Annotated in this window: 21 protein-coding genes and 1 other RNA gene; 19 read left to right on the top strand and 3 right to left on the bottom strand. The window is 43.0% G+C overall.

Translation table 11 applies throughout. The features are described from left to right. The first annotated feature begins 1 nt into the window (after position 1). From ABID27_RS08325 to ABID27_RS08315, 3 genes are read left to right on the top strand one after another with little or no spacing between them, the layout of a single operon-like run. Positions 2-349, top strand: coding sequence for a hypothetical protein (locus ABID27_RS08325; protein ID WP_354281514.1), 348 nt, complete (start codon positions 2-4; stop codon positions 347-349). Between the two features lie 26 nt (positions 350-375). Beyond that, complete coding sequence (prmA, locus tag ABID27_RS08320) at positions 376-1332, top strand: 50S ribosomal protein L11 methyltransferase (protein WP_354281512.1); 957 nt, start codon at positions 376-378, stop codon at positions 1330-1332. Position 1333: 1 nt separating this feature from the next. Then, entirely contained in the window at positions 1334-2077 is a 744-nt protein-coding gene (locus ABID27_RS08315) for a 16S rRNA (uracil(1498)-N(3))-methyltransferase (protein ID WP_253364719.1), read from the top strand. A gap of 33 nt (positions 2078-2110) precedes the next feature. Here ABID27_RS08315 and ABID27_RS08310 read toward each other — a convergent pair whose 3' ends face one another. After that, positions 2111-2878, bottom strand: a complete 768-nt coding sequence (locus ABID27_RS08310) for an epoxyqueuosine reductase QueH (RefSeq protein WP_354281510.1) — start codon at positions 2876-2878, stop codon at positions 2111-2113. A gap of 134 nt (positions 2879-3012) precedes the next feature. On the opposite strand from ABID27_RS08310, the gene ABID27_RS08305 reads away from it, so the two are divergent. Continuing rightward, the gene (locus ABID27_RS08305) at positions 3013-5214 is read left to right on the top strand and encodes a RelA/SpoT family protein (protein ID WP_354281508.1); all 2202 of its coding nucleotides are present in this window, start codon (positions 3013-3015) and stop codon (positions 5212-5214) included. Positions 5215-5240: 26 nt separating this feature from the next. Continuing rightward, positions 5241-5681: a D-aminoacyl-tRNA deacylase gene (gene dtd / locus ABID27_RS08300; protein ID WP_253364722.1), complete on the top strand. Its 441-nt coding sequence runs from the start codon at positions 5241-5243 to the stop codon at positions 5679-5681. Positions 5682-5699: 18 nt separating this feature from the next. Here dtd and ABID27_RS08295 read toward each other — a convergent pair whose 3' ends face one another. Then, complete coding sequence (locus ABID27_RS08295) at positions 5700-6356, bottom strand: metal-dependent transcriptional regulator (protein WP_253364724.1); 657 nt, start codon at positions 6354-6356, stop codon at positions 5700-5702. Between the two features lie 133 nt (positions 6357-6489). Here ABID27_RS08295 and ABID27_RS08290 point away from each other — a divergent pair, with 133 nt between their 5' ends. From ABID27_RS08290 to ABID27_RS08260, 7 genes are all read left to right on the top strand, one after another. Further along, positions 6490-7419: a metal ABC transporter solute-binding protein, Zn/Mn family gene (locus tag ABID27_RS08290; protein ID WP_354281505.1), complete on the top strand. Its 930-nt coding sequence runs from the start codon at positions 6490-6492 to the stop codon at positions 7417-7419. Positions 7420-7752: 333 nt separating this feature from the next. Continuing rightward, positions 7753-8505 carry a metal ABC transporter ATP-binding protein gene (locus ABID27_RS08285; RefSeq protein WP_253364728.1) on the top strand — a complete coding sequence of 251 codons (753 nt, stop codon included), beginning with the start codon at positions 7753-7755 and terminating at the stop codon, positions 8503-8505. Between the two features lie 4 nt (positions 8506-8509). Further along, positions 8510-9370, top strand: a complete 861-nt coding sequence (locus ABID27_RS08280) for a metal ABC transporter permease (RefSeq protein WP_354281503.1) — start codon at positions 8510-8512, stop codon at positions 9368-9370. Further along, a complete protein-coding gene (locus tag ABID27_RS08275) occupies positions 9363-10190 on the top strand; it encodes a metal ABC transporter permease (RefSeq protein ID WP_253364733.1) in 828 nt (275 codons plus the stop codon). Before ABID27_RS08280 ends, ABID27_RS08275 begins: the two co-directional genes overlap by 8 nt. 63 nt (positions 10191-10253) lie before the next feature. Further along, the gene (locus ABID27_RS08270) at positions 10254-12149 is read left to right on the top strand and encodes a M13 family metallopeptidase (RefSeq protein WP_354281500.1); all 1896 of its coding nucleotides are present in this window, start codon (positions 10254-10256) and stop codon (positions 12147-12149) included. Between the two features lie 310 nt (positions 12150-12459). Beyond that, positions 12460-13140: a helix-turn-helix transcriptional regulator gene (locus ABID27_RS08265; RefSeq protein WP_253364737.1), complete on the top strand. Its 681-nt coding sequence runs from the start codon at positions 12460-12462 to the stop codon at positions 13138-13140. A 92-nt stretch (positions 13141-13232) separates the two neighbouring features. Beyond that, positions 13233-14075 carry a patatin-like phospholipase family protein gene (locus ABID27_RS08260; protein WP_253364738.1) on the top strand — a complete coding sequence of 281 codons (843 nt, stop codon included), beginning with the start codon at positions 13233-13235 and terminating at the stop codon, positions 14073-14075. Positions 14076-14114: 39 nt separating this feature from the next. On the opposite strand, the gene ABID27_RS08255 is transcribed toward ABID27_RS08260, so the two are convergent. Then, on the bottom strand, positions 14115-15341 hold the full coding sequence (locus ABID27_RS08255) for an MFS transporter (RefSeq protein ID WP_354281497.1): 1227 nt from the start codon (positions 15339-15341) through the stop codon (positions 14115-14117). 370 nt (positions 15342-15711) lie between these two features. Here ABID27_RS08255 and leuS point away from each other — a divergent pair, with 370 nt between their 5' ends. The 7 genes from leuS (at position 15712) to ABID27_RS08220 (ending at position 25737) form a co-directional block, all read left to right on the top strand. Next, on the top strand, positions 15712-18213 hold the full coding sequence (gene leuS, locus ABID27_RS08250) for a leucine--tRNA ligase (protein WP_354281495.1): 2502 nt from the start codon (positions 15712-15714) through the stop codon (positions 18211-18213). A 275-nt stretch (positions 18214-18488) separates the two neighbouring features. Beyond that, positions 18489-19424 carry a hypothetical protein gene (locus ABID27_RS08245; protein ID WP_354281494.1) on the top strand — a complete coding sequence of 312 codons (936 nt, stop codon included), beginning with the start codon at positions 18489-18491 and terminating at the stop codon, positions 19422-19424. A 47-nt stretch (positions 19425-19471) separates the two neighbouring features. Next, on the top strand, positions 19472-20002 hold the full coding sequence (gene tadA / locus ABID27_RS08240; protein WP_253364744.1) for a tRNA adenosine(34) deaminase TadA: 531 nt from the start codon (positions 19472-19474) through the stop codon (positions 20000-20002). Between the two features lie 84 nt (positions 20003-20086). Next, positions 20087-22636, top strand: coding sequence for a pneumococcal-type histidine triad protein (locus tag ABID27_RS08235; protein ID WP_354281491.1), 2550 nt, complete (start codon positions 20087-20089; stop codon positions 22634-22636). A 568-nt stretch (positions 22637-23204) separates the two neighbouring features. Next, positions 23205-23290: signal recognition particle sRNA small type (gene ffs / locus ABID27_RS08230), an RNA gene on the top strand. A 97-nt stretch (positions 23291-23387) separates the two neighbouring features. Then, the gene (locus ABID27_RS08225) at positions 23388-24737 is read left to right on the top strand and encodes a glucose-6-phosphate isomerase (RefSeq protein ID WP_253364748.1); all 1350 of its coding nucleotides are present in this window, start codon (positions 23388-23390) and stop codon (positions 24735-24737) included. A 199-nt stretch (positions 24738-24936) separates the two neighbouring features. Beyond that, complete coding sequence (locus ABID27_RS08220) at positions 24937-25737, top strand: SDR family oxidoreductase (RefSeq protein ID WP_354281489.1); 801 nt, start codon at positions 24937-24939, stop codon at positions 25735-25737. The last annotated feature ends 5 nt before the right edge of the window (positions 25738-25742 follow it).

The following is a 25742-nucleotide window of genomic DNA, read 5'->3' as shown; positions in this document are numbered from 1 at the left end:
GATGAGGTACTATTCATTAGTTCCAGAATTATCTATTTCAAATTGGGAAAAGTCCCGATATTTTTACTGTGAATTGTTGCATTTATCAGAACTATATGAAAATAGAGAAAGCGGTTTACACGTTCTCTCGAATGCATGGGAAGATTCTCAAATTGGAATAGTCAGGTTGGTGGAAAAAATTAGTGTTGAGCCGGTACAACAAAATGTCAAGTTAACCATCTGTTTGGGACGCACTTATCAATATTTACCTGCAACTCTTGATAAGGAAAAGTATCCATATCACTATGACGATGATAGGAGGCTTTGTGTCTATGATCCAGATGGTTATTATTGGGGAATATGTGATTGATTTTATAGAAATTAGAGAGGTATTTTATGAACGCATGGAAAGAACTAACCATCACGGTCAATCGTGAGGCGGAGGAAGCGGCTTCCAATATTTTAATTGAGTCTGGGAGTGCTGGTGTGGCGATTGATGATAGCGCCGACTACATTGGGCAGGAGGACCGTTTTGGGGAATTGTACCCTGAGATTGAGCAATCCGATATGGTAACTATCACGGCTTACTATCCAGAAACGGCAGATATTGAGGCAGTTAAGGCGCAGGTCAATGAACGCTTGGCAGAGTTGACTGGTTTCGGTGTGGAAACAGGGGAAATCGCACTCAATACACAGGAACTGGCCGAGGAAGATTGGGCTGAAAACTGGAAAAAATATTACGAGCCTGCTCGGATTACCCATGATTTGACCATCGTCCCAAGTTGGACAGAAGACTATGTGGCGTCAAGCGGTGAAAAGCTCATCAAACTTGACCCAGGCATGGCTTTTGGTACAGGAACGCACCCAACTACAAAAATGAGCCTTTTTGCGCTTGAGCAAATCTTACGCGGTGGCGAAACGGTTATTGACGTGGGAACTGGTTCTGGTGTGCTTTCAATCGCAAGTTCCCTTCTCGGTGCCGAAGATATTTATGCCTACGACCTAGATGACGTGGCGGTGCGCGTGGCACAGGAAAATATTGACCTAAACGACGGGACAGAAAACATTCACGTGGCGGCTGGTGACTTGCTCAAGGGTGTTGCTATCGAGGCTGAGGTCATCGTGGCTAATATCCTTGCGGACATCCTCATCCACTTGACGGACGACGCTTATCGATTGGTTAAGGACGAGGGCTATCTCATCATGTCTGGCATTATCGCTGAGAAGTGTCAAATGGTCATTGATGCGGCAGAAAAGGCAGGCTTTTTCCTTGAGACTCACATGAAGCAGGGCGAGTGGAACTGTGTCATCTTCAAGAAAACGGACGACATTTCAGGCGTCATCGGAGGCTAGGATGCAGCAGTATTTTGTAAATAGCAGAGCGGAAAATCCAGTCACTATCACAGACAAAGACACGGTGAAGCACATGTTTAACGTTATGCGGCTGACCGAGGGAGATGAGGTAGTGTTGGTCTTCAACGATCATATAAAGCGCTTGGCAAAAGTGTTGGACAGCGCAGCCCATTCCTTTGAAATCATAGAAGCACTATCGGATAATGTAGAATTACCAGTCCAAGTGACAATTGCTTCAGGCTTTCCAAAAGGGGACAAGCTAGAATTTGTCGCACAAAAGGTAACCGAGCTAGGCGCAGCAGCCCTCTGGGCCTTCCCAGCCGACTGGTCAGTCGTTAAATGGGACGGGAAAAAATTGGCCAAACGCCAAGAAAAATTAGACAAAATCGTGTTGGGAGCAGCGGAGCAATCCAAACGCAACTTGGTCCCAGAAGTGACTTTGATTGAGAAGAAAGCTGATTTTCTGAAAAAGCTGGCAGACTTTGATAAGATTTTCATCGCTTATGAAGAATCAGCCAAGGAAGGGGAACAAGCTGTACTGGTACGTGAATTAGCGCAGGCAGAGGCAGGACAAAACCTCCTCTTCATCTTCGGACCAGAAGGTGGCATTTCACCTGAGGAAGTTGAGGTCTTTGAAGCGGCTGGAGCCCTCAAAGTCGGCTTGGGACCACGCATCATGCGGACAGAGACTGCACCGCTCTATGCCCTGTCAGCTGTCAGTTATGCATTTGAATTAGCCAAATAAAGACAAAGAAAAAGTCTGGGAAATCCAGACTTTTTAATATTCTTTTCCGTTGAAGGTGAAGCGGATATGAGCATAATCGTGCGCCGTATCTTTATCTGCCAGGAAGAGTTGGGCGTCTTTTTTGATCTGAACCAAGTCAATCCCTTGAGCCTGCGCAGCAAACACGCATCCACAGTAGCATTGGCGGTAGATGTCGTATTCGTTGCACATTTCAACTGAGCGCTTGTAACCTTGATTTTTCTTGAAATCACTTGGCAAATACTGCGTATTGTAGACCTGCTGGACTTCGATACCGACGGCGTTGATGGTCTGTGAATTTTTGTGTGGACTGATGGTAAGGGCACTGCCAAAGTAGTCAAATCCCAGCTCCACCGCCTGTTGTGCGGTCTTATCTAAGCGGTAATCGTAGCAAACCCGGCAGCGGTCGCCGCCTTCTGGCTCTTTTTCCAATCCATGCACCGTTTTAAAAAATTCATTTGGCACATAGTCGGCAGCAAGGAATTGAACACGTTGTCCTGTTTGCTGATTGAAATCATGGACGAATTTTTGTGTAACATAGGAGCGACGCTTATATTCAGCCTTGGGATGAATGTTAGAATTTGCAAAATAGATCGTTACGTCGGCCCACTGAGTCAGGTATTCGAGTGTGTAGGTGCTACAAGGGGCGCAGCACACGTGCATGAGAATTCGTGGCCGCTCATTTTTGCTTTGCCAGACCTTGACCATTTCTTGCATAACGCGATCATAGTTGACCTTTTGGTTGGGCTGCATGGTGGCTAAAATTTCTTCTACATCAATCATGTTAAAACTCCTTAAAATCGTCACATTCAGTGTACCATAAAAGTGGATAAATAATCAGCTAGTTTTGAATCCTTGCCTTTTTCTTTTTACTTTAAAATGGTAAAATAGTAGAAATAAATGAGGAGAGAACTGAAATGAAGGAAGTCAATCTTACGGGGGAGGAAGTTGTAGAACTGACTCGCGCCTACATGCCAGAAGAAGATGTGAAGTTTGTAGAAAAGGCATTGTATTATGCGGTTGAGGCTCACAAGGAGCAATTCCGTCAGTCAGGCGAACCTTATATTGTCCATCCTATCCAGGTGGCAGGTATTTTAGCGGGACTCAAGCTAGACGCAGTCACAGTTGCCTGCGGTTTTTTGCATGATGTGGTAGAAGATACGGATACGACTTTAGAAGACATGGAAAATGAATTTGGTCCAGAGGTTCGTTTAATCGTAGATGGAGTGACCAAGTTAGGGAAAGTCGAGTACAAGAGCCACGAAGAGCAATTGGCAGAAAACCACCGCAAGATGCTCATCGCCATGTCCAAAGACATGCGTGTGATTTTGGTCAAATTAGCAGACCGCTTGCATAATATGCGTACTCTTAAGCACTTACGCAAGGACAAGCAAGAGCGGATTTCACGAGAAACCATGGAAATATATGCTCCACTTGCGCACCGCTTGGGGATTTCTTCTATCAAGTGGGAATTGGAAGATATGTCTTTCCGCTATCTCAACGAGATTGAATTTTACAAGATTACCCGCATGATGACAGAGAAGCGCCGTGAGCGGGAGGCCTTGGTGACAGAGGTTGTGGATAAGATTGAGAGTTATGCGCGTGATCGCCACTTGGAAGGTCATATTTACGGTCGACCAAAGCACATTTACTCCATTTACCGTAAAATGCACGACAAGAAGAAGCGGTTTGATGAGCTCTATGACTTGATTGCTATTCGCTGTGTCATGGAAACGCCGAGCGATGTCTATGCTATGCTGGGCTATATTCATGAGTTGTGGCGTCCAATGCCAGGACGTTTCAAGGATTATATTGCCAATCCAAAGGCCAATGGCTATCAGTCTATTCATACGACGGTTTACGGACCTAAAGGTCCCATTGAGTTTCAAATCAGAACCCGTGAAATGCACCAAGTAGCCGAATACGGGGTTGCGGCTCACTGGGCTTACAAACGCGGAGGCGATGCAGTTGCCAAACAAAGCGAGCTCAAATGGATCAACAATCTGATTGAACTTCAAGCTGATGCAGGAGATGCCAAGACCTTTGTCGACTCTGTCAAGGACGATATTTTCACCGAGCGAATCTACGTCTTCACACCGGATGGAACGGTTCGTGAATTGCCTAAGGACTCTGTTCCCATTGACTTTGCCTATGAAATCCATACCAAGGTCGGGGAGCGGGCAACGGGTGCCAAGGTCAATGGTCGAATGGTGCCTTTGACGACGAAACTCCACACAGGGGACCAGGTCGAGATTGTAACCAATGCGAATTCATTTGGGCCAAGTCGTGACTGGGTCAATATCGTTAAAACCCACAAGGCTCGGAATAAAATCAAGCAATTTTTCAAAAATCAAGACAAGGAACTGTCTGTCTCTAAAGGACGTGAAATGTTGCAGACGCTCTTGCAGGAGCATGGTTATGTGGCCAACCAATACTTTGACCGCAAGCACATGGATGAAGTCTTGCGGAAGACCAGCTACAAGACGGATGAGTCCTTGTTTGCAGCAGTTGGTTTTGGTGAAATTTCTGCCATGTCTGTCTTTAATCGCTTAACGGAAAAAGAGCGGAGAGAGGCTGAGCGGGCAAAAGCTAAGGCAGAAGCGGATGAATTGGTCAATGGTGGTGAGGTCAAACAAGCCAGCAAGGACAGCATGAAAATCCGCCATGAAGGCGGGGTTGTTATCGAAGGAGCTTCAGGTCTCTTGATTCGGATTGCCAAATGCTGTAATCCCGTACCAGGTGACGAGATCGTCGGCTACATTACCAAGGGGCGTGGTGTCGCTGTTCACCGCGCAGACTGTATGAATCTCAAGGCTCAGGATAATTACGAAGCCCGTTTGATTGATGTTGATTGGGAAGATGAGCATTCTGTCAAGGAATACGTGGCCCACATTGATATCTACGGGCTCAATCGTTCAGGTCTCTTGAATGATGTCTTGAAAGTATTGACAAATTCAAGCAAGAATATTTCGACAGTCAGCGCTCAACCAACTAAGGATATGAAGTACGCAACGATTCATGTTTCCTTTGGTATTCCAAACCTAGCTAGTCTGACAAGTTTGGTAGACAAGATTAAGTCTGTGCCAGAAGTTTATTCTGTCAAACGGACCAATGGGTAAGATTTCAAACAAATAAGGCGAGAAAGATGAAAATTATCATACAACGTGTCTCTCAAGCAGCGGTGACAATCGATGAGAAAAAAGTTGGAGAGATTGGTCAGGGCTTGCTGCTCTTGGTGGGAGTTGGTCCTGAGGACACCCAGGAAGATATGGATTATGCCGTTCGGAAAATTGTCAATATGCGCATTTTCTCCGATGAAGCTGGCAAGATGAACCTGTCTGTGCAAGATATTCAAGGTTCTATCTTATCCATATCCCAATTTACACTGTTTGCGGACACTAAAAAAGGCAACCGTCCTGCTTTTACAGGAGCGGCCAAACCAGACATGGCTAGCGAATTTTACAATCGCTTCAATCAAGCCCTAGCAACTCTTGTTCCTGTCGAAACCGGGGTATTTGGCGCCGACATGCAGGTCTCCCTAGTCAACGATGGTCCTGTGACCATTGTGCTGGACACGAAAAACTAAAAAAAGCTGAGAATTTTCTCAGCTTTTTTCTTTTTCTACATATAAAACTTCTGCAATGCTCAAAGGGATGGTGAGTTGCTTCCCTTTGTAGGCTATGGTGATGGTCTGGCTAAATGTAAGGTCAATTTCGAGCACGTCCAATTGGTCTCCAACCGCTAGCTGATGCTGTTCCAGATACTGCAAGAGTTGGTAAAAGTCCTTGACGCGCAAGAGTCGGTAAGGGCCGATATCTGTCACATGGGCTAGTTTGGTTGAGTACCGTTCAACTAAGGGCTGGTCTTTTCTTGGAATGGTACCACCGTGTGGACAGATTTGTGGAAAACCGAGTACAGCATCTAGTCGTTCAACGAAAAGGTCTGAAATGGTATGTTCTAGTACCTCGGCTTCTTCGTGGACTTCTTCGGCTGAGTAGCCCAGTTGATTGACCAAGAATACTTCAATCAGCCGATGCTTCCGATAAAGGTCGGCAACCATTTTTTGCCCTTGAACTTCCAAGCGGTAACCAAGTTGATCATCTTTTTGGACCAATCCTTCGGCTAGGAGTTTCTTCATCATTTCAGAGACAGCTGGCGCAGAAAATTGCATGGTTTCAGCAATTTTTTTGTTGGTAATCTTTTGTCCGTCTAGCCCCAATTCGTAAATACATTTTAAATAATCTTCTTTATTTGGTGTCATCTTTGCTCACTTTCATTGTTATTATATCAAAAAATAATAGAAAAGGTTGACAAATCATCTTTTTTAATATATATTAAACAATGAATTAGGTATACCTAATAATATAATACACATAACATAAAAAGGAGTTTCTATGTTAAAGAAAATCATTGCAAGTTTGCTTGCCGTAATGTCGTGTTGTGTTTTGTTTGCTTGTCAATCCACAACAACTCAAAAAAAATCAAGCGAAAAACCAACTGTAACGGTAACCACATCGTTCCTTTACGATATGGTTTACCAGTTGGCGGGTGACGATGTCAAGCGCGAATTAATCATTCCAGCTGGCGAAGATCCACACCTTTATGTCGCAAAATCAAGCGACCTCAATAAGTTGAAAAATGCAGACTTGGTACTTTACCACGGCTTGCACTTTGAAGGAAAAATGGTTGATGCCTTGGAACAAACAGGTGTTGCAGTAACCAAAAACTTCCCTAAAGATAAAATCAACACAATGGAAGAGGATGGGAAAAAAATCGTCGATCCACATTTTTGGTTTGATATTAGCCTCTACCAATCAGCGGTTAAAGTCGCGTCAGCTCAACTGCAAGAATTGCTTCCTGCTAAAGCAGAAAAAATCAAAGAAAATGAAAAATCATATCTTGCTCAACTGGATGACTTGGACGCTTGGGTACGCAAAGAATTGAGCGTTATCCCAGAAAACAGCCGTTACTTGGTAACACCACATGATGCCTTTAACTACTTCGCTGCGCGTTACGGTTTCACACTGTATGCACCTCAAGGTGTCAGCACAGACTCAGAAGTTGCGAATAGCGATATGATTGATACAGTGAATTTGATCATTGACCACAAAGTGAAAGCAATCTTTACAGAGTCTACAACTAACCCTGAGCGTATGAAAAAACTACAAGAAGCAGTTGCCGCTAAAGGTGGTAAGGTAGATGTTGTGACTGGCGAAGGAAAAGAATTGTTCTCAGATTCCTTGGCACCAGAAGGTGAAGACGGGGATACATACATTGATATGTACAAACACAATATCAACCTCATCGTATCATCATTGAAATAAAATAATAATTGCATAAAAAGTCAGGGAGCGGGATGAAAGTTCTAAACTCTCCGACTTTTTCAGGTTGAACAGTTTGACGCAGGAGTTGACTGAATGCTCTCATTCCTTGCTGCGCAAGCAATTTCGAATCTTGTAACTAACTTCGTCAGTTTTATCTCCAGCCTTCAAAGCTCATCTTGGACCTTTGAAGCTAGTCAACTGTGCGGAGGTGGGAGTGAAACAGTCTGGGAATAGACTGTTTCAGCCCAAACCTAAAAATAAAAAGTGAGGGGATCGATTTCTACGAAATCACGATTTTTATCCCACTCTCTTTTAGTAGAAAGTAGGATTATCATGGAAGCAGCCCTTGAAATGCAGGGAGTGAACTTGACCTATGGTTCGGTTTCCGCTTTGGAAAATGTGAATTTGGTCATTCCTGATGGGAGTAGAACCGCTATTGTCGGGCCAAATGGAGCAGGTAAATCTAGTTTGATGAAAGCTATATTAGGATTAGAAGGACAAGTGACAGGACAGGTGTCGCTCTTGGGACAGTCCGATCAGCTTGGTCAGTTGATTCAGAAAAAGTTAGCCTATATCCCTCAAGCCAGTCAGGTCAATTGGCAATTCCCTGCAACGGTTTTTGAGATTGTTCTCATGGGGCGCTATGCTCATATAGCTAACTGGCTCAAACGTCCTGGAAAGAAAGACAAGGAAATCGTAGAGGCTGCGCTTGAGCGTATGAACCTGCAAGATTTGCGTTACCGTCAGGTTGACCAATTATCAGGTGGTCAGCGCCAGCGGGTCTTTATAGCTCGTGCCTTGGCACAGGAAGCGCAAGTCTATCTCATGGATGAGCCTCTGGCTGGGATTGACCAGATTACAGAGGCAATCATCATGGATACGCTAAAAGAATTTCAGGCTGAGGGAAAAACATCGATTGTGATTCATCATGATTTGACAACCGTTGCGGATTATTTTGACTATCTTGTCTGGTTGAATCGTACGGTTGTAGCCAGCGGTTCAGTGGACCAAGTCTTGACGACAAGTCATTATCAGGCTACTTATGGCGCTATGGGTGATTTCTTTCTGACCAAAGGAGGAGAGTGATACCATGTTTTCTCTTTTGACAGAATATTCCTTTTGGACAGTCGCCTTGGGAACCTGTTTGCTAGCGTTTGCCTCTAGCATGGTTGGTACTATTAGCGTGTTGACCAAGCAAAGTATGATTGGGGATAGCTTGGGACATGCGGCCTACCCAGGAGTTGTCTTTTCCTTTATCCTCTTTCAATCGCGCAATCCACTCTTGCTCATGCTGGGGTCTGTCTTGTCTGGCTATCTTTCTTATGCCTTGGTTCAATGGGTCAATAAAAATAGCCGACATAGTCTCATCAATATTTTAGCCCTCGTATCGGCCTCCTTTTTCGGTCTTGGAATGGTCTTGAAAAATTACATTCAGGGGAATGCGCATTATTCTCGGGCTTCTCAAGCAGGGCTTGCGACCTATTTATTCGGGCAGGCGGCCTTTATCCAAAAAGATGATATTCTCTTGATTTGTGTGGTAGCGGTGATTTGCTTAGGTCTCTTCTTTGTCTGCTATCAAGGATTTAAGCTCTATCTCTTTGATGCACAATTTGCGGAATTGGTCGGGGTTCGTGTGACCTTTCTCAAACGACTAACCATGTTCTTGATGATTTGCTTAATTTCTGTTGGTTTGAAGGTGGTCGGGGCAGTCTTGATGAGTAGTTTTTTAATTGCTCCAGCAGTTTTTGGTCTACTCCTTGGTCGAAATTATCGTCGTGTCTTACTCTTGTCTTCCGTGTCAGCAGTTATTTCTGCCTTTTTGGGAACCTGGGTTAGCTCGGCTGTGTCGGGGTTGTCGACGGGGCCAAGTATTATTGTGTGTATGACGTTTGTCACCCTACTTGCCTTTTTCTATGTGACCTATGTAAGGAAGGAGAATACTCGTGTTTGAAGTTTGGTTAGTTTTAGTATTGGTTTCTTCTTCTTGCGGTCTCATCGGTTCCTTGTTGGTCTTGCAAAATCAATCCCTGCTAGCAGATGCCCTATCGCATTCAGTCTTACTGGGAATTGTCTTGGGATTTTTCATCAGCAATAGCCTAGATTCCCCTCTTCTTATGTTGGGAGCGACGGTGTTTGGGGTTTTAGCTGTTTTGTCCATTGACTTTTTGCATAGCCAAAAAATACAGTACGATGCGGCAACAGGGCTAGTTTTTTCCTTTTTCTTTGCCTTGGCTGTTATCTTGATTTCCGTTTTTGCACGAAATGTCCACATCGATGTGGACATGGTTTTGATGGGGGAAGTGATTTTTGCACCTCTCCATCGAATGGATTTCCTAGGATTTTCAATCCCGGTTTCGGTCTTTAAGTCTAGCATCACCTTGCTGGCCAATCTCGTTTTTTTCCTGCTTTCTTATCAACATCTCAAACTCTATCTCTTCGATAAACGGCAGGCTCACCTCTCGGGTGTGGCTGGCAAGTCCATACGACTTGCAATTTTACTATTTGTATCTCTGACAACGGTTTTGGCCTTTGATGCTGTGGGTTCTATGACGGTCATTGTCTTTTTGGTAGCACCAGCTATGACAGTCTTACCTTGGTCTCGTCACTTTGGTCAATTTTTACTGTTTGGTCAATTGAGCGGCCTCTTGACAGCTAGTCTAGGATTTTTTGTGGGTAATAAACTGGACCTCACTTTATCAGGGACTTGTGTCAGTATCAGCCTCGTGATGTTTTGCTTGAGCATGATTCTTAGAAAAATAAAGAAAGCCTAGTTGGGAAGTGAAAATCTAAGTCAATTTTGCTAAGATAGTATAGAAAGAAACGGAGGAATTGAAATGGTACGTTTACAAGATGATTTTTACGAAGCAATCAATGGCGAATGGGCGAAAACAGCTGTTATTCCTGATGATAAGCCTCGTACAGGTGGATTTTCAGACTTGGCGGACGAGATTGAAGACTTGATGATGGACAAAACAGATGCTTGGTTGGCAGGACAAGACTTGCCAGAGGATGCTGTTCTCCAAAATTTTGTCAAGTTCCACAAGATGGTTGCTGATTTTGACAAACGTGAAGCACTGGGAACAGAGCCTGTGCAAGACTTGATTGCAGAATACAAGGCCTTGGGTTCATTTGCTGAGTTTGCTGAAAAAATTGCAGAGTATGAGTTGGCTGGTAAGCCAAATTATCTTCCATTTGGTGTATCTCCAGACTTCATGAATGCACAGATGAATGTCCTTTGGGCTTACGCTCCGCATACAATCTTGCCAGATACGACTTACTACGCTGATGATAATGAAAAAGGCAAGGAATTGCTTGCCAAGTGGCGTGAAATGCAGGAAGAACTTCTTCCCAAATTCGGCTTTACAGCTGAAGATGTCGCGGATATCTTGGATAAATGCATGGCCTTGGATGCAAAAGTTGCCAAGTACGTCCTCTCAAGTGAAGAGTCTTCAGAGTATGTCAAACTCTATCATCCATACGACTGGGCTGACTTTACACAGTTGACACCAGAGTTGCCACTGGACGCCATTTTCACAGCTATTTTGGGTCAAAAACCTGACAAGGTTATCGTACCAGAAGAACGTTTTTGGACAGACTTTGCAGCAGAGTTTTATTCTGAACAGAATTGGCCACTGCTTAAGGCTAGCTTGGTGCAAAATGCTGCGGTTGACTATGTCAGCTATTTGACAGATGAGATTCGTGTGCTTGCAGGTAGTTACAGTCGTGCCTTGTCTGGTACGCCTCAGGCCATGGACAAGAAGAAAGCGGCTTACTATCTTGCGCAAGGACCTTACAGTCAAGCACTCGGTCTCTGGTATGCAGCTGAAAAATTCTCCCCAGAAGCTAAGGCAGATGTGGAAGAAAAAGTAGCCACTATGATTGAGGTTTATAAGGACCGCTTAGCGAAAAATGACTGGCTCAAACCTGAAACGCGTGACAAAGCCATTACAAAATTAAATGTCATCACGCCACATATCGGTTATCCAGAAAAATTGCCAGAAACCTATAGCAAGAAAATTATCGACGAAAATCTTAGCTTGGTAGAAAATGCACAAAACTTGGCTAAGATTTCGATTGCGCATACGTGGAGTCAGTGGAATCAGCCTGTAGACCGCAGCGAGTGGCACATGCCTGCTCACATGGTTAACGCTTACTATGACCCACAACAAAACCAGATTGTCTTCCCAGCTGCCATCTTACAAGCACCATTTTACAGCTTGGATCAGTCTTCGTCAGCCAACTATGGCGGTATTGGAGCCGTGATTGCCCATGAAATTTCACACGCTTTTGATACCAACGGTGCATCTTTTGACGAGCATGGTAGTCTGAATAACTGGTGGACAGAAGAGGATTACGCAGCCTTCCAAGAACGCACAGACAAGGTCGTAGCTCAGTTTGACGGGATTGACTTTGCAGGTGGCAAGGTTAACGGGAAATTAACGGTTTCCGAAAATGTAGCCGACCTAGGTGGTCTTGCGGCAGCACTTGAAGCAGCCAAGAAAGATGCCGATTTCTCAGCTGAAGAATACTTCACCAACTTTGCGCGTATTTGGCGTATGAAGGCACGTGAAGAGTACCTTCAACTCTTGATCTCAGTCGATGTGCATGCTCCGGGTAAATTACGGACCAATGTGCAATTGCCAAACTTCGATGACTTTATCGAGACCTTCGATATCAAAGAAGGCGACGGCATGTGGCGCGCAGCAGAAGAACGTGTCATTATTTGGTAAAAAAAGAAGTCAGATGAATAATCTGGCTTTTGTCTATTTCAAATTCTTGCGATAGAAAAGGATTCAGTAGCTAAAGCAGAAAGAAAATTTATCATTAATTTGTGAAAAATTGTCTTTTGTAATTTTATTGAATAGTCTGAAAATACCTGTTTTATAGACTATTTGATAAAGCGATAAAGAAAAATATAATTTGTGAAAATTTCATAATTTTCATAAAAATTAGTGCTTTAATGATTGAGTTTTAAGATAATTATGCTACAATGAGTTTAAATATAAATGATCGTTTTTTGCGTAGAAAGATGAGGTTAAAATGGACGCAAGACTTAATCCCTACCCACCCCTAATTGACTTTTTTGCAAAAGTTATGGGGAAAGAGACAGAGATTGTACTTCAAGATTTTACAGAAGGGTTAGATCATTCTTTGGTTTACATTAAGAATAACCTATCAGGTCGCCAAGTTGGTGCGCCAGCTACGGACTTGATTTTGGAAATCTTACAATCAAAGGTTTATTTGGAGGAGGATTACGTTGTCAATTACCGCACAAGAACAGCTGCCGGGAAAGAGATGTATTCGTCAAGCTACTTTATTAAGGATGAAGGTCAACTAATCGGAGCTATCTGTGTAAATGTTGACAAGACAAAATTACTTGCTCTGAAAAATCTATTTGAAAGCACTTTGATTAGTTTGAAAGAATCTCTCCAATTGACAGATGAACCAGCTGAGCAAATCAGTTTCTCAGCAATTGAAAACTTCTATGAAACAGCAGACCAATTGATTGAAGATATTATTATTCGTGAAACCCAAGGGAAAGATTTGACCAAGCACCGGATGACACGCACTGAAAAGATTGCCATTGTCCGTTCGCTTTACAAGAAAGGATTCTTTGACTTTAAGGATTCAGTTTCCAAAACAGCAGAAGCTTTCCGGATGTCAGAAGTATCTATTTACAAGTATATCCAGCAAGTCAAACAAGAAGAATCACAAGAATAAGCTGAGCGTAAGCTCGGCTTTTTTTATAGTAAATTAAAGAGAGTTTTCTGCTTTTTTGCTATAATAAAAACTAAAAGAAAAGAGGGAAAACGATGAGAGTAGGATTGGTCTTAGAAGGTGGCGGCATGCGTGGGCTCTACACAGCTGGAGTTCTGGATGCTTTTTTGGACGCGGGCATCAAGGTAGATGGCCTTGTCGGAGTATCAGCTGGAGCCTTGTTTGGTGTCAACTTTGTGTCTGGTCAGCGTGGTCGGGCCCTTCGCTACAATAAGAAATACATTTCCTATCCAAACTATATGAGTTTTGGCTCTTGGTTGAAGACGGGAAATATGGTTAACAAAGACTTTACCTACTACGAAATTCCGATGAAACTAGATGTGTTTGATGAGCAGGCTTTTGAACAATCTGGTGTTGATTTTTATGCGGTCGCAACGGAAATGTCATCTGGTCAGCCAGCTTACTTCAAGATTGATAATGTTTTTGAGCAAATGGAGATTTTTCGGGCAAGCTCAGCTCTGCCTATCGTCTCCAAAATGGTCGAATGGCAAGGGAAGCAATACCTCGATGGTGGATTGTCAGACAGTATTCCGGTCGAGTTTGCACGCAGCCTTGGTTTTGACAAACTCATCGTGGTCCTGACTCAGCCAAAAGAATACCGGAAAAAACCATCTAGTGGACGAGCTTACAAGCTACTTTATCGCAAGTATCCAAACTTTGTAAAAGTTGCTTCTATGCGCTACAAACATTACAATCAAGCTGTCGAGCGCGTGATTGAGTTGGAAGAAGCTGGAGAATTGTTTGTCTTCCGTCCGCAGGAAAAACTAAAAATTGGCCGACTTGAAAAAGATCTGGATAAACTCCAAGAAATTTATGACCGTGGTTTGGAAGATACGCGGGATAGATTACCTGATTTAGAAAAATATTTAGCAAACTAAATACCCACCAAAACTGCTGTTCTGGTGGGTTTGGTTTGTCTAGGAAATTGTTGTGGGCTTGGTATACATTTTTGGCGTGAGATTGCGGATGCCCATCATAGCAAGGAAGCTGATGACGTAGAGGCTTGCAAGGAATACCATCACCATGGATACGCTAGAGGCATCAAGAATCATTCCAATGATAACAGAGGAGAAGCCACCGACAGCACGACCGACATTTAGAATGACATTGTTTGCAGTTGAGCGGATATGGTGGGGATAGAGTCGGGTAATCATAGCGCCGTAGCCCGCAAACATCCCATTGACAAAGAATCCGACAATGGCTCCGCCAACGAGCATGGCTGCCATAGAATTGGCGAATTGAAAGAGGTAGACGCAGACGGCAGAAGCTAGCAAGAAGATACCGTATACGAGTCTTGGTCCAAATTTATCTAGCAATTGACCAAAGACCAGCATCCCAACGCACATACCAAGAATAGTTGCAATCATCCATAGAGATGAATTTTTGACAGAAATATTGAGACTGGTCTGGATAATGGTTGGAAGCCAGTTCATCACGCCGAAGTAGCCCGCAATTTGCACAGTTGTCATGACCATGAGGGCAATTGTTTGCGCAGCGATAGCTGGTGTTTTGAAGAGTTCGTGGATGTTAATCGGCTCTTTTTTCTCTGCAGCAGTATTCCCGTTATCATTGATTGCTTGGTCGTTGATACTTAGTTGCATCCAGACGAGTAGCAGGATGGGAAGTAGTCCAAAGAGGAAGAGGCCTTTCCAACCAAGAGCAGGTGCGAGCCATCCAGCTAAGAGAGCAGAGCTGATAGATCCGACTTGACCAGCGATGCCGTTGAGTGAGGAAATACGCCCCATCTTACTTGGAGGGACGATACCCGCCATGATGGCAATGGCAATACCGTACTCGCCGCCAACCCCGATTCCTGCGATAAAGCGCATGAGGTAGAGGTAAGACAAGCTCTTTGTAAAGAAAATCAAACCTGTCGCTACTGAGAAAATGAGAATGGTTAGCTTGAAAATCTTGAACTTGTTGTAGCGGTCAGCCAAGAGTCCAAAGAGTAGTCCACCGACCAGCATCCCGAGATTGGTAATGGTGCCAATCCAGCCTGCTTGAGCTGCCGAGATAGATAGGTCCGATATAATCGTGGACATGGAAAAAGCCAGAAACATAACGTTCAAATCGTCAGTTCCAGAAGCAACAATGGCAGCGGTCAAAGCACGCCAATTGTTTTTATCAAGTTGTAATGATGACATTTCGTCTTCTCCTTTAATGATGGCTCACGGGCCAGCTTTATTAAATGGCATAAAAGTCCAAACAAGACCTTTAAAAACAATCATGCCATGCTGCTTGTCACATGCGCAAAGAAAAAACTCAAGGAAAGTCCTTGAGCCAGTAAACGTCCACAAAAATAGTAGGTAGTCAATGCTGAAAACCTCTTGTAGCGCTTATATGCCTCACGGGACATGATTAAAGCAGTATGTCATTTGGAATTAGTATAGAGGAAGTTGGTCTCCTTGTCAAGAAAATTTTGTGAAAAGCAGTTATTGGCGTGGATTTTCAGCTTTTTTATTACTATTATTCATGTTATAATAAAAAGAACGATATTTTTTGGAGAACATCAATATGGCAAACTTTAATCACAAAGAAATTGAGCCGAAATGGCAAGCCTTCTGGGCTCAAAATGAAACATTTAAAACGGGAACGGACGCGGAAAAACCTAATTTTTACGCTCTTGACATGTTCCCATATCCATCAGGTGCTGGTCTTCACGTAGGTCACCCAGAAGGGTACACAGCGACGGACATCCTTAGCCGTTACAAACGTGCGCAAGGTTTCAACGTGCTTCACCCAATGGGGTGGGACGCTTTTGGTCTTCCAGCTGAGCAGTACGCTATGGACACTGGTAATGACCCTGCTGAATTTACAGCGGAAAACATTGCTAACTTTAAGCGCCAAATCAACGCTCTCGGCTTCTCATACGACTGGGACCGTGAAGTCAATACTACTGACCCAAATTACTACAAATGGACACAATGGATTTTCACAAAACTCTACGAAAAAGGCTTGGCTTATGAAGCTGAAGTGCCTGTAAACTGGGTTGAAGAATTGGGAACAGCCATCGCCAACGAAGAAGTGCTTCCTGATGGAACATCTGAACGTGGTGGTTACCCAGTTGTCCGCAAACCAATGCGCCAATGGATGTTGAAAATCACAGCCTACGCAGAACGTTTGCTTGAAGACTTGGAAGAAGTCGACTGGCCAGAATCAATCAAGGACATGCAACGCAACTGGATTGGCAAATCAACGGGTGCGCATGTGACCTTCAAAGTGGCCAGTACGGATAAGGACTTCACCGTCTTTACAACTCGCCCTGATACATTATTTGGTGCGACATACGCTGTTATGGCTCCAGAACATGACTTGGTGGACGCCATCACTTCTCCTGAACAAGCAGAAAGCGTAGCCGAATACAAACGCCAAGCAAGCCTAAAATCTGACCTTGCTCGTACAGACCTTGCCAAAGAGAAAACTGGTGTTTGGACAGGTGCCTATGCTATCAACCCTGTCAATGGTCGCGAAATTCCAATCTGGATTTCTGACTATGTGCTTGCAAGCTACGGTACTGGTGCCATCATGGCGGTTCCTGCGCATGATGAACGCGACTGGGATTTCGCGAAGCAATTCGGTCTTGACATCATTCCAGTCCTTGAAGGTGGGGATGTACAAGAAGCAGCTTATACAGAAGACGGTCTGCACATCAATTCTGAATTCCTTGACGGCCTCAACAAAGAAGAAGCCATCAACAAGATGGTTGACTTCCTTGAGGAAAATGGTTACGGTAAGAAACAAATTAACTACCGCCTTCGTGATTGGCTTTTCAGTCGCCAACGTTATTGGGGTGAACCAATTCCAATCATCCATTGGGAAGATGGTACATCAACAGCTGTTCCAGAAAGCGAATTGCCACTTGTTCTTCCAGTGACCAAAGACATCAAGCCTTCAGGTACAGGTGAGTCACCACTTGCCAACCTGACTGACTGGCTGGAAGTCACTCGTGAAGATGGTGTCAAAGGACGTCGTGAAACCAACACCATGCCGCAATGGGCTGGTTCAAGCTGGTACTTCCTTCGCTACATCGACCCACACAATAATGAAAAACTAGCTGACGAAGAGCTGCTTAAAGCTTGGTTGCCAGTCGATATCTATGTTGGTGGTGCAGAGCATGCTGTTCTTCACCTGCTTTATGCCCGTTTCTGGCACAAATTCCTCTATGACCTTGGTGTGGTACCAACCAAAGAGCCATTCCAAAAACTCTTTAACCAAGGCATGATTTTGGGAACAAGCTACCGCGATAATCGTGGCGCCCTTGTTGCCACAGACAAGGTTGAAAAACGCGACGGTGGCTTCTTCAACATCGAAACAGGCGAAGAGCTCGAACAAGCACCTGCTAAGATGTCTAAATCCCTCAAGAACGTTGTCAATCCTGATGATGTAGTTGAGCAATACGGTGCCGACACCCTCCGTGTTTACGAAATGTTCATGGGTCCACTTGACGCTTCCATTGCTTGGAGCGAAGAAGGTCTCGAAGGGTCACGCAAGTTCCTAGATCGCGTTTACCGCTTGATGATAACTAAGGAGATTTCTGCGGAAAATAGCGGCGCTTTGGACAAGGTTTACAATGAGACTGTTAAAGCGGTGACAGAGCAGATTGAGCAAATGAAGTTCAACACAGCCATTGCCCAACTCATGGTCTTTGTTAACGCAGCAAACAAAGAAGACAAATTCTTTGCAGACTACGCCAAAGGCTTTGTTCAGTTGATTGCACCATTTGCACCACACTTGGCAGAAGAGTTGTGGCAAGGTTTGACCGCATCGGGTGAATCAATCTCATACGTGGCATGGCCAACATGGGACGAGTCGAAACTGGTTGAAAACGAAGTCGAAATCGTTGTCCAAATCAAAGGTAAAGTCAAAGCCAAATTGACGGTTGCCAAAGACTTGAGCAAGGAAGAATTAGAAGCTGCGGCTCTTGCAAACGACAAGGTCAAAGCTGAGATTGAAGGTAAGGAAGTCATCAAGGTTATCGCAGTGCCAAATAAATTGGTCAACATCGTGGTGAAATAAGCAGTGTATATCAAAATAACATGAGAGGGGCTTGCCTCTCTCTTATTTTTTTTAAAAAATCAAAATATGAACACTGATTTAGAAAGACGCTTCTTTTATAAGAAAAACAGAAACGAATAAAATGTTCGGTAAAAAATAGGTTCGTAAATAACCTATAAAAACCATAATAAACAAATTTGATGCATAAAAACGAATGTGAATGGTCGGTTACTGCTAAGTTATAAAGGTTGTTTTATAGGGAATATTCGTTATAATAGAAACGAAAGGAGTTTAATATGAAAAAAAATAAACTAATATTAACATTGGGTGCGATGCTATTTGCTAGTATGTTAGGGGCAACAGCTCAGGCAGATACACCTCTCTATCGTCTATATAATAAAGGTCTTAAAGTGCACCTTTATACAAAAGATACAAACGAATACGCTGTTTTGGGAACTCGTGGTTGGTCACAAGAGGGTGTGGCTTGGAATACTGAAGATCAGCAAGGTGAGCCTGTTTACCGCTTGTACAACCGTGGTCTGAAAGTACACCTTTACACGAAAGATGCCAATGAGTATGCTGTTTTGGCAACTCGTGGTTGGTCACAAGAAGGTGTAGCCTTCCGTTCATTTGGAGAAACGCCTGTTTACCGCTTGTATAACCGTGGTCTCAAAAAGCACCTTTACACGAAAGATGCCAATGAGTACGCGGTCTTGGCAACTCGCGGTTGGTCGCAAGAAGGTGTTGCATTTATGGCTTTGAGCAATAAAAAGGTCGAAGCTGAGAAGCCGGCACAACCAATAGAGCCAATGGCACCTACACAGCCAGTGGAACCAGCACAACCAGTAGAGCCAATGGCACCTACACAGCCAGTTTACCCAAATCAACCAAATCTTGAAAAAGATTTATATACTGAAAATCCAACCGAATATGATGTTCATGTTAGATATTTTACTGAAAATGATGGAATGGGAAGCATGACAATCAGTGGTGTAACAATTAGGCGCGGAGAGGTAGCCTCTTTACCAAGACCGTCAGGTTATAAAGTAAAATCTGCAATTTTAATGACCGCCACTTCAGATGCTTTTGGTGTACACAGAGGTGAAGTTATTATGGATCCAATCGAAAATAATCAGATGGGAGAACTGCCATTTTCTACTTTGGACAAGCTTTATGTTAAAACAAAGTATAGAGGATGGTATATTTGGGAAGTTACTTGGATCAAGGAATGATAAAATAGTCCAGCTCCGTGCTGGTCTTTTTGTGATATACTATTGTCATGGAATTTACACAAGAAGAAAAAGAGTATTATATGAGGAAGGCCTTGAAAGAGGCAGAGAAATCCTTGGCCAAAGAGGAGATTCCCATTGGCTGCGTTATTGTCAAAGAGGGACGGATTATCGGGCGTGGGCACAATGCGCGTGAGGAACTCAATCAAGCCATTATGCATGCAGAAATCATGGCCATCAATGAAGCCAATGCGACGGAAGGCAACTGGCGTTTACTGGATGCAACCTTGTTTGTGACCATCGAGCCCTGTGTTATGTGCAGCGGTGCGATTGGGTTGGCGCGCATTCCTCAGGTCATTTATGGCGCGGCCAATCAAAAGTTTGGGGGAGCAGGAAGCCTCTACCATATCTTGACAGACCAACGCCTCAATCATCGAGTTGAGGTGGAGACAGGTGTTCTTGCTGAAGAATGTACGATCCTTATGAAAGATTTTTTTCGGCAGGGGCGGAAAAAGAAAAAAGTGGCTAAACTTTTAGCCCAACAAGAGTCAAATAGTGATATAAGCGGGAATAATTTTTAGATTGATATTGACAAAATTGGTGAATAAGGTTAAACTTAACTAGTTAAATAACAACTAGTTAACAAAAGGAGACGTTGTGAAGTTGTGAATAAAAACAATCGTATTATGTATTTGGTAGGAATTACGCTGTCTTGTCAACTTGTTTTGACGGCTTGTCATATCGAACAAAAACAAACCACTAACCAGTCATATAAAGTGGAAAAGCAGGTTTCAAAAACCGATAAGGTTTCGGAAGAAGAGCTTGTTGTCGTAACTGCCATTAAAAAGGAAGGCTATCTGCGACTCCAAGGAGGGGATTCCTATTTTGTTCAAGGGCAAGTTCCGTATAGGGCGATGTTCTTGAAAGAGACCCTCCCAGATAAGTCCTATACCTTTAAAAAAGAAGATATTTTCTATAAGGTTGAGCAGGGTTACATTATTTCTGTTAACGGCTATTATCATTATTACCCGAAAGAAAAAGATGCCAATATTATCTCTCTGAAATACGCTAAAAAATTAACAAAAAATCAAAAGAGAATGGATGCCAAGGGTGTTGCTGGTATTGATTTTCCAACAGATGATGGATTTTTATTTGAAAAAGAGTCACAAATTATCAGTAAGACGGATGACGGGCTTGTCATTGACCATGATGGACACTCTCACTTTATTTTCTATAAGGATTTACAGAATAGCAAATGGGCTTACTTAATTCCTAAGCAATCTGGCAGCGGTACTAGCGCTAGCACAAAAAAAACTGGTGAGAAGGTTTCTTCTGGTGTGACACTAGATGATGGCTATGTTTTTGATCCTAAGGATATTGTTGCCGAAGATGAAAATGGCTACACGGTACGACATGGGGATCATTTCCACTATATCTGGAAAAAAGACCTTTCAGGAACAGAGCTCCCTAAGGTCAGTCCAAGGCCTCTAGGACATCTTAACAGTGGTGAGACAGGACAGGCTTTGGCTCCAAGTTCTAAAAAAAATCAGTCAAACGGTAGTCAGATACCATCGGTACCATCTGTTAAGAAGAGATTCCCAGGTGTCGATTATCCAACCAGTGACGGTTTTCAATTTAATGGTAGTGGCGTTCAAGGTCAGACAAGTTTAGGTCTGCTGGTAGACCATCATGGTCACACCCACCTGATTCCTTATAGTCATTTGGTTGCTAGTAAATGGGAAAGCCATATTCCTCAGGTCTACCTTGAAGTAGCTCGGAAAGAATATCAGGTCTTGGGAACTGTGACAGAGAAAGATTTACCACCTGTCAGCCCTCAAAAACCTCAAGAAGATGAAACTGCCAAGCAAATTCAGTCAAAGAAAGAATATTTGGCTCATATTTTGGGCCTTTCAGCGGACAGTATCAAAGTGGCAGACACCGAAGATGGACCAGTTTTTGTCTATCCCCACGGTGACCATTCCCATGCGATTTTGATTGATAAGGTTGATATTGGAAAGCCGATTGATGATCCTCATCAAGATCCTCATGCCCATGATAAAATCGGGATGGCTACCTTAAAATCATTAGGTTTTGATGACGAAATTATCGAAGATATTCTTCATGCGACAGCAGATCAACCATTTCCTTCGACAGAAACTGACCCTGAACGGATGAAAGAATGGTTGTTGACGGTTAAATACCTCAATATTGGTCAGCGTACAGATCCTTTGAAACGAAAGAACTTGGATTTGATGCCAAATCTTGAAGTCTTGGGTATTGGTTTTACAAAGATTGATGATGTTAGACCGGTTTTGCAGTTTAAGAACCTGAAACAGATCTGGATGACGCAGACAGGTATTAAGGACTTTACCTTCCTAAAAGAGTTGCCCCAGCTGGAAGGCATTGATATTTCTCAAAATGAGATTACAGACCTGTCCTTCTTGAAAGACTTTACCCATTTGAAAGTTGTTGCGGCGGCTGGGAATAATTTGACAGACCTCAGCCCTCTAAGTCAGTTAAGCAAGCTAGAATCCTTGAATTTGGACTATAACCGCATTTCTGACTTGACACCGATTTCCCATCTGACCAATTTGACAGCTGTAAGTTTGGAACACAACAACCTTTCAGATATTTCTGCGCTTTCTAACAAAGACAAACTTAATCGTTTGTTCCTGTCCTACAATGAAAAACTTGACTTGTCAACCTTGAAGGCAGAGAAATTGGAAGAATTGACAGCAACTAATAGTAAGGTTTCTAATCTTGAATTCTTAAAAAACAATCCAAGCCTGCGTGAATTGAATTTGACTGAGAACCAGTTGACCAATCTTAAGGGAGTGGAAGAAGCAGAGAAGCTGAAGACTCTCTCTGTGGAAAGAAATCATATCGAAACTTTAGCAATTGACGGTGAGCAGACTTCTGTTGAAACTCTAAATGTTTCTGGCAATCAACTGACAAACTTGGAAGGAATCAATCATTATAAGGCTCTTGAAAACCTGAATGCTTCAAACAATACGATTGAAACTTTGAAATTGTCAGAGACTAACCCAAGCCTCCAAACGATTGATGTCAGCAAAAACCATATTCCACAAGAAGAGCTTGTTCCTAATAGCGAAGGTATTCCACAAGCTATTGCCCAAAACTTCCCAGAAGTTAAGGGAGGAGACATTTCGGAAAATACTCCAAAGGAGGAAGTTGCCTCAACCGATAAAAATTAGTTTTTAAAGAATATTAAGCTAAGTGTGATAAGTTTTATCTGGTAAATAGTTGACTGTTTGAAACACACTTTTCAGTTTTTGGTGGATATAGGAAGCTATCTTAGACCGATTTTCTGCTGTAATGAGCGTCAGTAGTTTCTCCTTAGAGATAAATTCTCTGAGGAATCCGTTGACAAGTTCATGATACCTTTAGATTTGTATTGACTGGGTATCCCCCGCTTGTGAAGTATTCTTGTTTAATGATTTCTTAGATTTGTTTTATAGTGTTTTCAGTGCTATGGATTAGTAATTGTCTCTAATCGTTTTGGCGGTTACTTTAACCATCGTTTTTGGTTTCATTGGTAATCAGAATGATGACGCTTTGATGTTTCGTCTAGTGTAAGGATGTTGGATATTGTCAAGTTCACTCAAAGATGCAAACTCAGAGCTGTTATCAACGGCAATGTTTTTGATTAGTTACTTCTTGATTGGTAGATGTTGCCTTCTTACTTACTAGATAGAGTTGTATATTATTATTAACAATGAGCAGGTACCGAACTTGCATAAACTGAGATTTGTGGTATAATACTCTTTGGAGCAACATTTGTGCGTGAAGCGGGTCAGGGGAGGAATCCAGCAGCCCTAAGCGATGTCAGGTGTGTGCTCTTTTGCTTTATGAAAATTTCTTGAAAATGTGTAAAAGTTAACAAACTACTTGAAAAATTGCTTGTAAAGCGGTATCATAGAATAGATTCAAAAATGGAGGATTACTATGGCACATATTAAATTTGACTACTCAAAGGTCTTGGACCAATTTGTAGCACCACATGAGCTAGACTACCTACAAATGCACGTAACAGCAGCAGATGCAGCTTTGCGTGAAGGTACAGGACAAGGAGCAGAAATGTTGGGTTGGCTCGACCTTCCTGAAAATTACGACAAGGAAGAGTTTGCTCGTATCCAAGAAGCAGCTAAGAAAATCCAATCAGACAGCCAAGTCTTGGTGGTCATTGGTATCGGTGGTTCATACCTTGGCGCGCGTGCGGCAATTGACTTCTTAAACACATCATTTGTGAACTTGCAAACTGCTGAAGAGCGCAAAGCACCACAAATTCTTTACGCAGGAAATTCAATTTCTTCAAACTACCTTGCAGACCTCGTAGAATATGTAAAAGATAAAGACTTCTCAGTTAACGTTATCTCTAAATCAGGTACGACTACTGAGCCAGCTATTGCTTTCCGTGTCTTCAAAGAACTTTTGGTTGAAAAATACGGTAAAGAAGAAGCGAACAAACGTATCTATGCGACAACTGACCGCGTAAAAGGTGCTGTAAAAGTTGAAGCAGATGCTAACGGTTGGGAAACATTTGTTGTTCCAGATAGCGTAGGTGGACGCTTTACAGTATTGACAGCTGTAGGTCTTTTGCCAATCGCAGCTTCTGGCGCTGATATTACAAAATTGATGGAAGGTGCTAATGACGCTCGTAAGCACTATTCATCAAACAAGATTTCAGAAAATGAATCTTACCAATATGCAGTTGTTCGTAACATCCTTTACAGAAAAGGGTATGTGACAGAAGTTCTTGCTAACTATGAGCCATCTCTCCAATACTTCTCAGAATGGTGGAAACAATTGGCAGGTGAGTCAGAAGGTAAAGACCAAAAAGGTATCTATCCAACTTCAGCAAACTTTTCAACAGACTTGCACTCACTTGGACAATTTATCCAAGAAGGCTACCGCAACATGTTTGAAACAGTTGTTCGTGTAGAAAAACCACGCAAGAACATCACAATCCCAACTGAAGAAGCAGACTTGGATGGCCTTGGTTACCTCCAAGGTAAAGACGTTGACTTTGTAAACAAAAAAGCAACAGACGGCGTTCTCCTTGCTCACACAGACGGTGGCGTGCCAAATATGTTTGTGACACTTCCACAACAAGACGAGTACACTCTTGGTTATGTGATTTACTTCTTCGAATTGGCTATCGGTCTTTCAGGTTACCTCAACGGTGTTAACCCATTTGACCAACCAGGTGTAGAAGCTTACAAGAAAAACATGTTTGCCCTTCTTGGCAAACCAGGATTTGAAGAACTTGCAGCAGAATTGAATGCACGTTTGTAACCGATAAAACCGAAATCTCCAGTCGAATGACTGGGGATTTTTTTGTATTGAATCGGGTAAATTGCTTTGATATACTTGTTATGTATGATAATTTACGAGTTAAGGACATATCTTTTTAAAAGCGAAAAAAATAATGTCCTTAAGTATTAATCGCTTTCATTCTATAATAATGTTGAAAAAGACATTAGGAGGAAAGCGTATGTCAGATTGGTTAGGAATCTGTGACAAGGTCTATGTTGTGACGGGAGGTAGCTCGGGAATTGGTCTTGCTATTGTTCAGAGCTTATTAGAACAAGGAGCTAAGGTTGCAAATTTCGATATTCGAGACTCAGATTTTCAAGATGAAAATTTGTTATTTGTAGAGACGGATGTGTCAAGTGCTTTAGCGGTTCAGGATTCAGTTGATAGGGTAATTGAGCGTTTTGGCACGATTGATGGTCTAGTGAACAATGCAGGGATTAACCTCCCAAGCTTACTAGTAGATGCAGCCCAGCCACAAGGAACTTATGAGTTAGATGAGGCCAAGTTTGATAAGATGGTGGGAATCAATATCAAGGGTCTGTTCTTCGTATCGCAAGCGGTAGCGCGCATTTTGGTTGCTAAAAAAGAAGGAGTTATTATCAACATGGCTTCGGAAGCAGGACTTGAAGGTAGCGAAGGACAAAGTATCTATGCAGCCACAAAAGGTGCTGTTTATTCATTGACACGGTCTTGGGCCAAGGAACTAGCCAAGCATCAAATTCGAGTAGTAGGTATTGCTCCGGGCATTATGGAAGCGACAGGATTACGTACTCCCGCATACGAGAGTGCCCTCGCATACACACGTGGTAAAACAGTTGAAGAACTCCGCGCAGGTTACAGTAATACTAGCACCATTCCATTGGGACGCAGTGGGCGTTTGAGCGAAGTTGCTGACTTGGTTTGCTATTATTTGTCAGACCGGGCAAGCTATATTACTGGGGTAACGACTAATGTGGCAGGAGGTAAGACAAGAGGCTAGAAATG

Origin of the sequence: Streptococcus gallinaceus (assembly GCF_040545695.1) — a bacterium.
In the GTDB taxonomy this organism is placed as follows: domain Bacteria; phylum Bacillota; class Bacilli; order Lactobacillales; family Streptococcaceae; genus Streptococcus; species Streptococcus gallinaceus.
Note: the sequence above shows the minus strand (reverse complement) of the source record. Positions and strands in the feature narration are given on the sequence as shown.

What these genes read in the sequence shown, in the direction of transcription:
- ABID27_RS08285 (WP_253364728.1), top strand. Translation starts at nt 7,753, where the DNA reads ATGGAAGCAGCCCTTGAAATGCAGGGAGTGAACTTGACCTATGGTTCG.
- ABID27_RS08310 (WP_354281510.1), bottom strand. Translation starts at nt 2,878, where the DNA reads ATGATTGATGTAGAAGAAATTTTAGCCACCATGCAGCCCAACCAAAAG.
- ABID27_RS08315 (WP_253364719.1), top strand. Translation starts at nt 1,334, where the DNA reads ATGCAGCAGTATTTTGTAAATAGCAGAGCGGAAAATCCAGTCACTATC.
- ABID27_RS08260 (WP_253364738.1), top strand. Translation starts at nt 13,233, where the DNA reads ATGAGAGTAGGATTGGTCTTAGAAGGTGGCGGCATGCGTGGGCTCTAC.
- ABID27_RS08280 (WP_354281503.1), top strand. Translation starts at nt 8,510, where the DNA reads ATGTTTTCTCTTTTGACAGAATATTCCTTTTGGACAGTCGCCTTGGGA.
- ABID27_RS08325 (WP_354281514.1), top strand. Translation starts at nt 2, where the DNA reads ATGAGGTACTATTCATTAGTTCCAGAATTATCTATTTCAAATTGGGAA.
- ABID27_RS08255 (WP_354281497.1), bottom strand. Translation starts at nt 15,341, where the DNA reads ATGTCATCATTACAACTTGATAAAAACAATTGGCGTGCTTTGACCGCT.
- prmA (WP_354281512.1), top strand. Translation starts at nt 376, where the DNA reads ATGAACGCATGGAAAGAACTAACCATCACGGTCAATCGTGAGGCGGAG.
- ABID27_RS08290 (WP_354281505.1), top strand. Translation starts at nt 6,490, where the DNA reads ATGTTAAAGAAAATCATTGCAAGTTTGCTTGCCGTAATGTCGTGTTGT.
- ABID27_RS08305 (WP_354281508.1), top strand. Translation starts at nt 3,013, where the DNA reads ATGAAGGAAGTCAATCTTACGGGGGAGGAAGTTGTAGAACTGACTCGC.
- ABID27_RS08295 (WP_253364724.1), bottom strand. Translation starts at nt 6,356, where the DNA reads ATGACACCAAATAAAGAAGATTATTTAAAATGTATTTACGAATTGGGG.
- leuS (WP_354281495.1), top strand. Translation starts at nt 15,712, where the DNA reads ATGGCAAACTTTAATCACAAAGAAATTGAGCCGAAATGGCAAGCCTTC.
- dtd (WP_253364722.1), top strand. Translation starts at nt 5,241, where the DNA reads ATGAAAATTATCATACAACGTGTCTCTCAAGCAGCGGTGACAATCGAT.
- ABID27_RS08270 (WP_354281500.1), top strand. Translation starts at nt 10,254, where the DNA reads ATGGTACGTTTACAAGATGATTTTTACGAAGCAATCAATGGCGAATGG.
- ABID27_RS08245 (WP_354281494.1), top strand. Translation starts at nt 18,489, where the DNA reads ATGAAAAAAAATAAACTAATATTAACATTGGGTGCGATGCTATTTGCT.
- tadA (WP_253364744.1), top strand. Translation starts at nt 19,472, where the DNA reads ATGGAATTTACACAAGAAGAAAAAGAGTATTATATGAGGAAGGCCTTG.
- ABID27_RS08225 (WP_253364748.1), top strand. Translation starts at nt 23,388, where the DNA reads ATGGCACATATTAAATTTGACTACTCAAAGGTCTTGGACCAATTTGTA.
- ABID27_RS08265 (WP_253364737.1), top strand. Translation starts at nt 12,460, where the DNA reads ATGGACGCAAGACTTAATCCCTACCCACCCCTAATTGACTTTTTTGCA.
- ABID27_RS08220 (WP_354281489.1), top strand. Translation starts at nt 24,937, where the DNA reads ATGTCAGATTGGTTAGGAATCTGTGACAAGGTCTATGTTGTGACGGGA.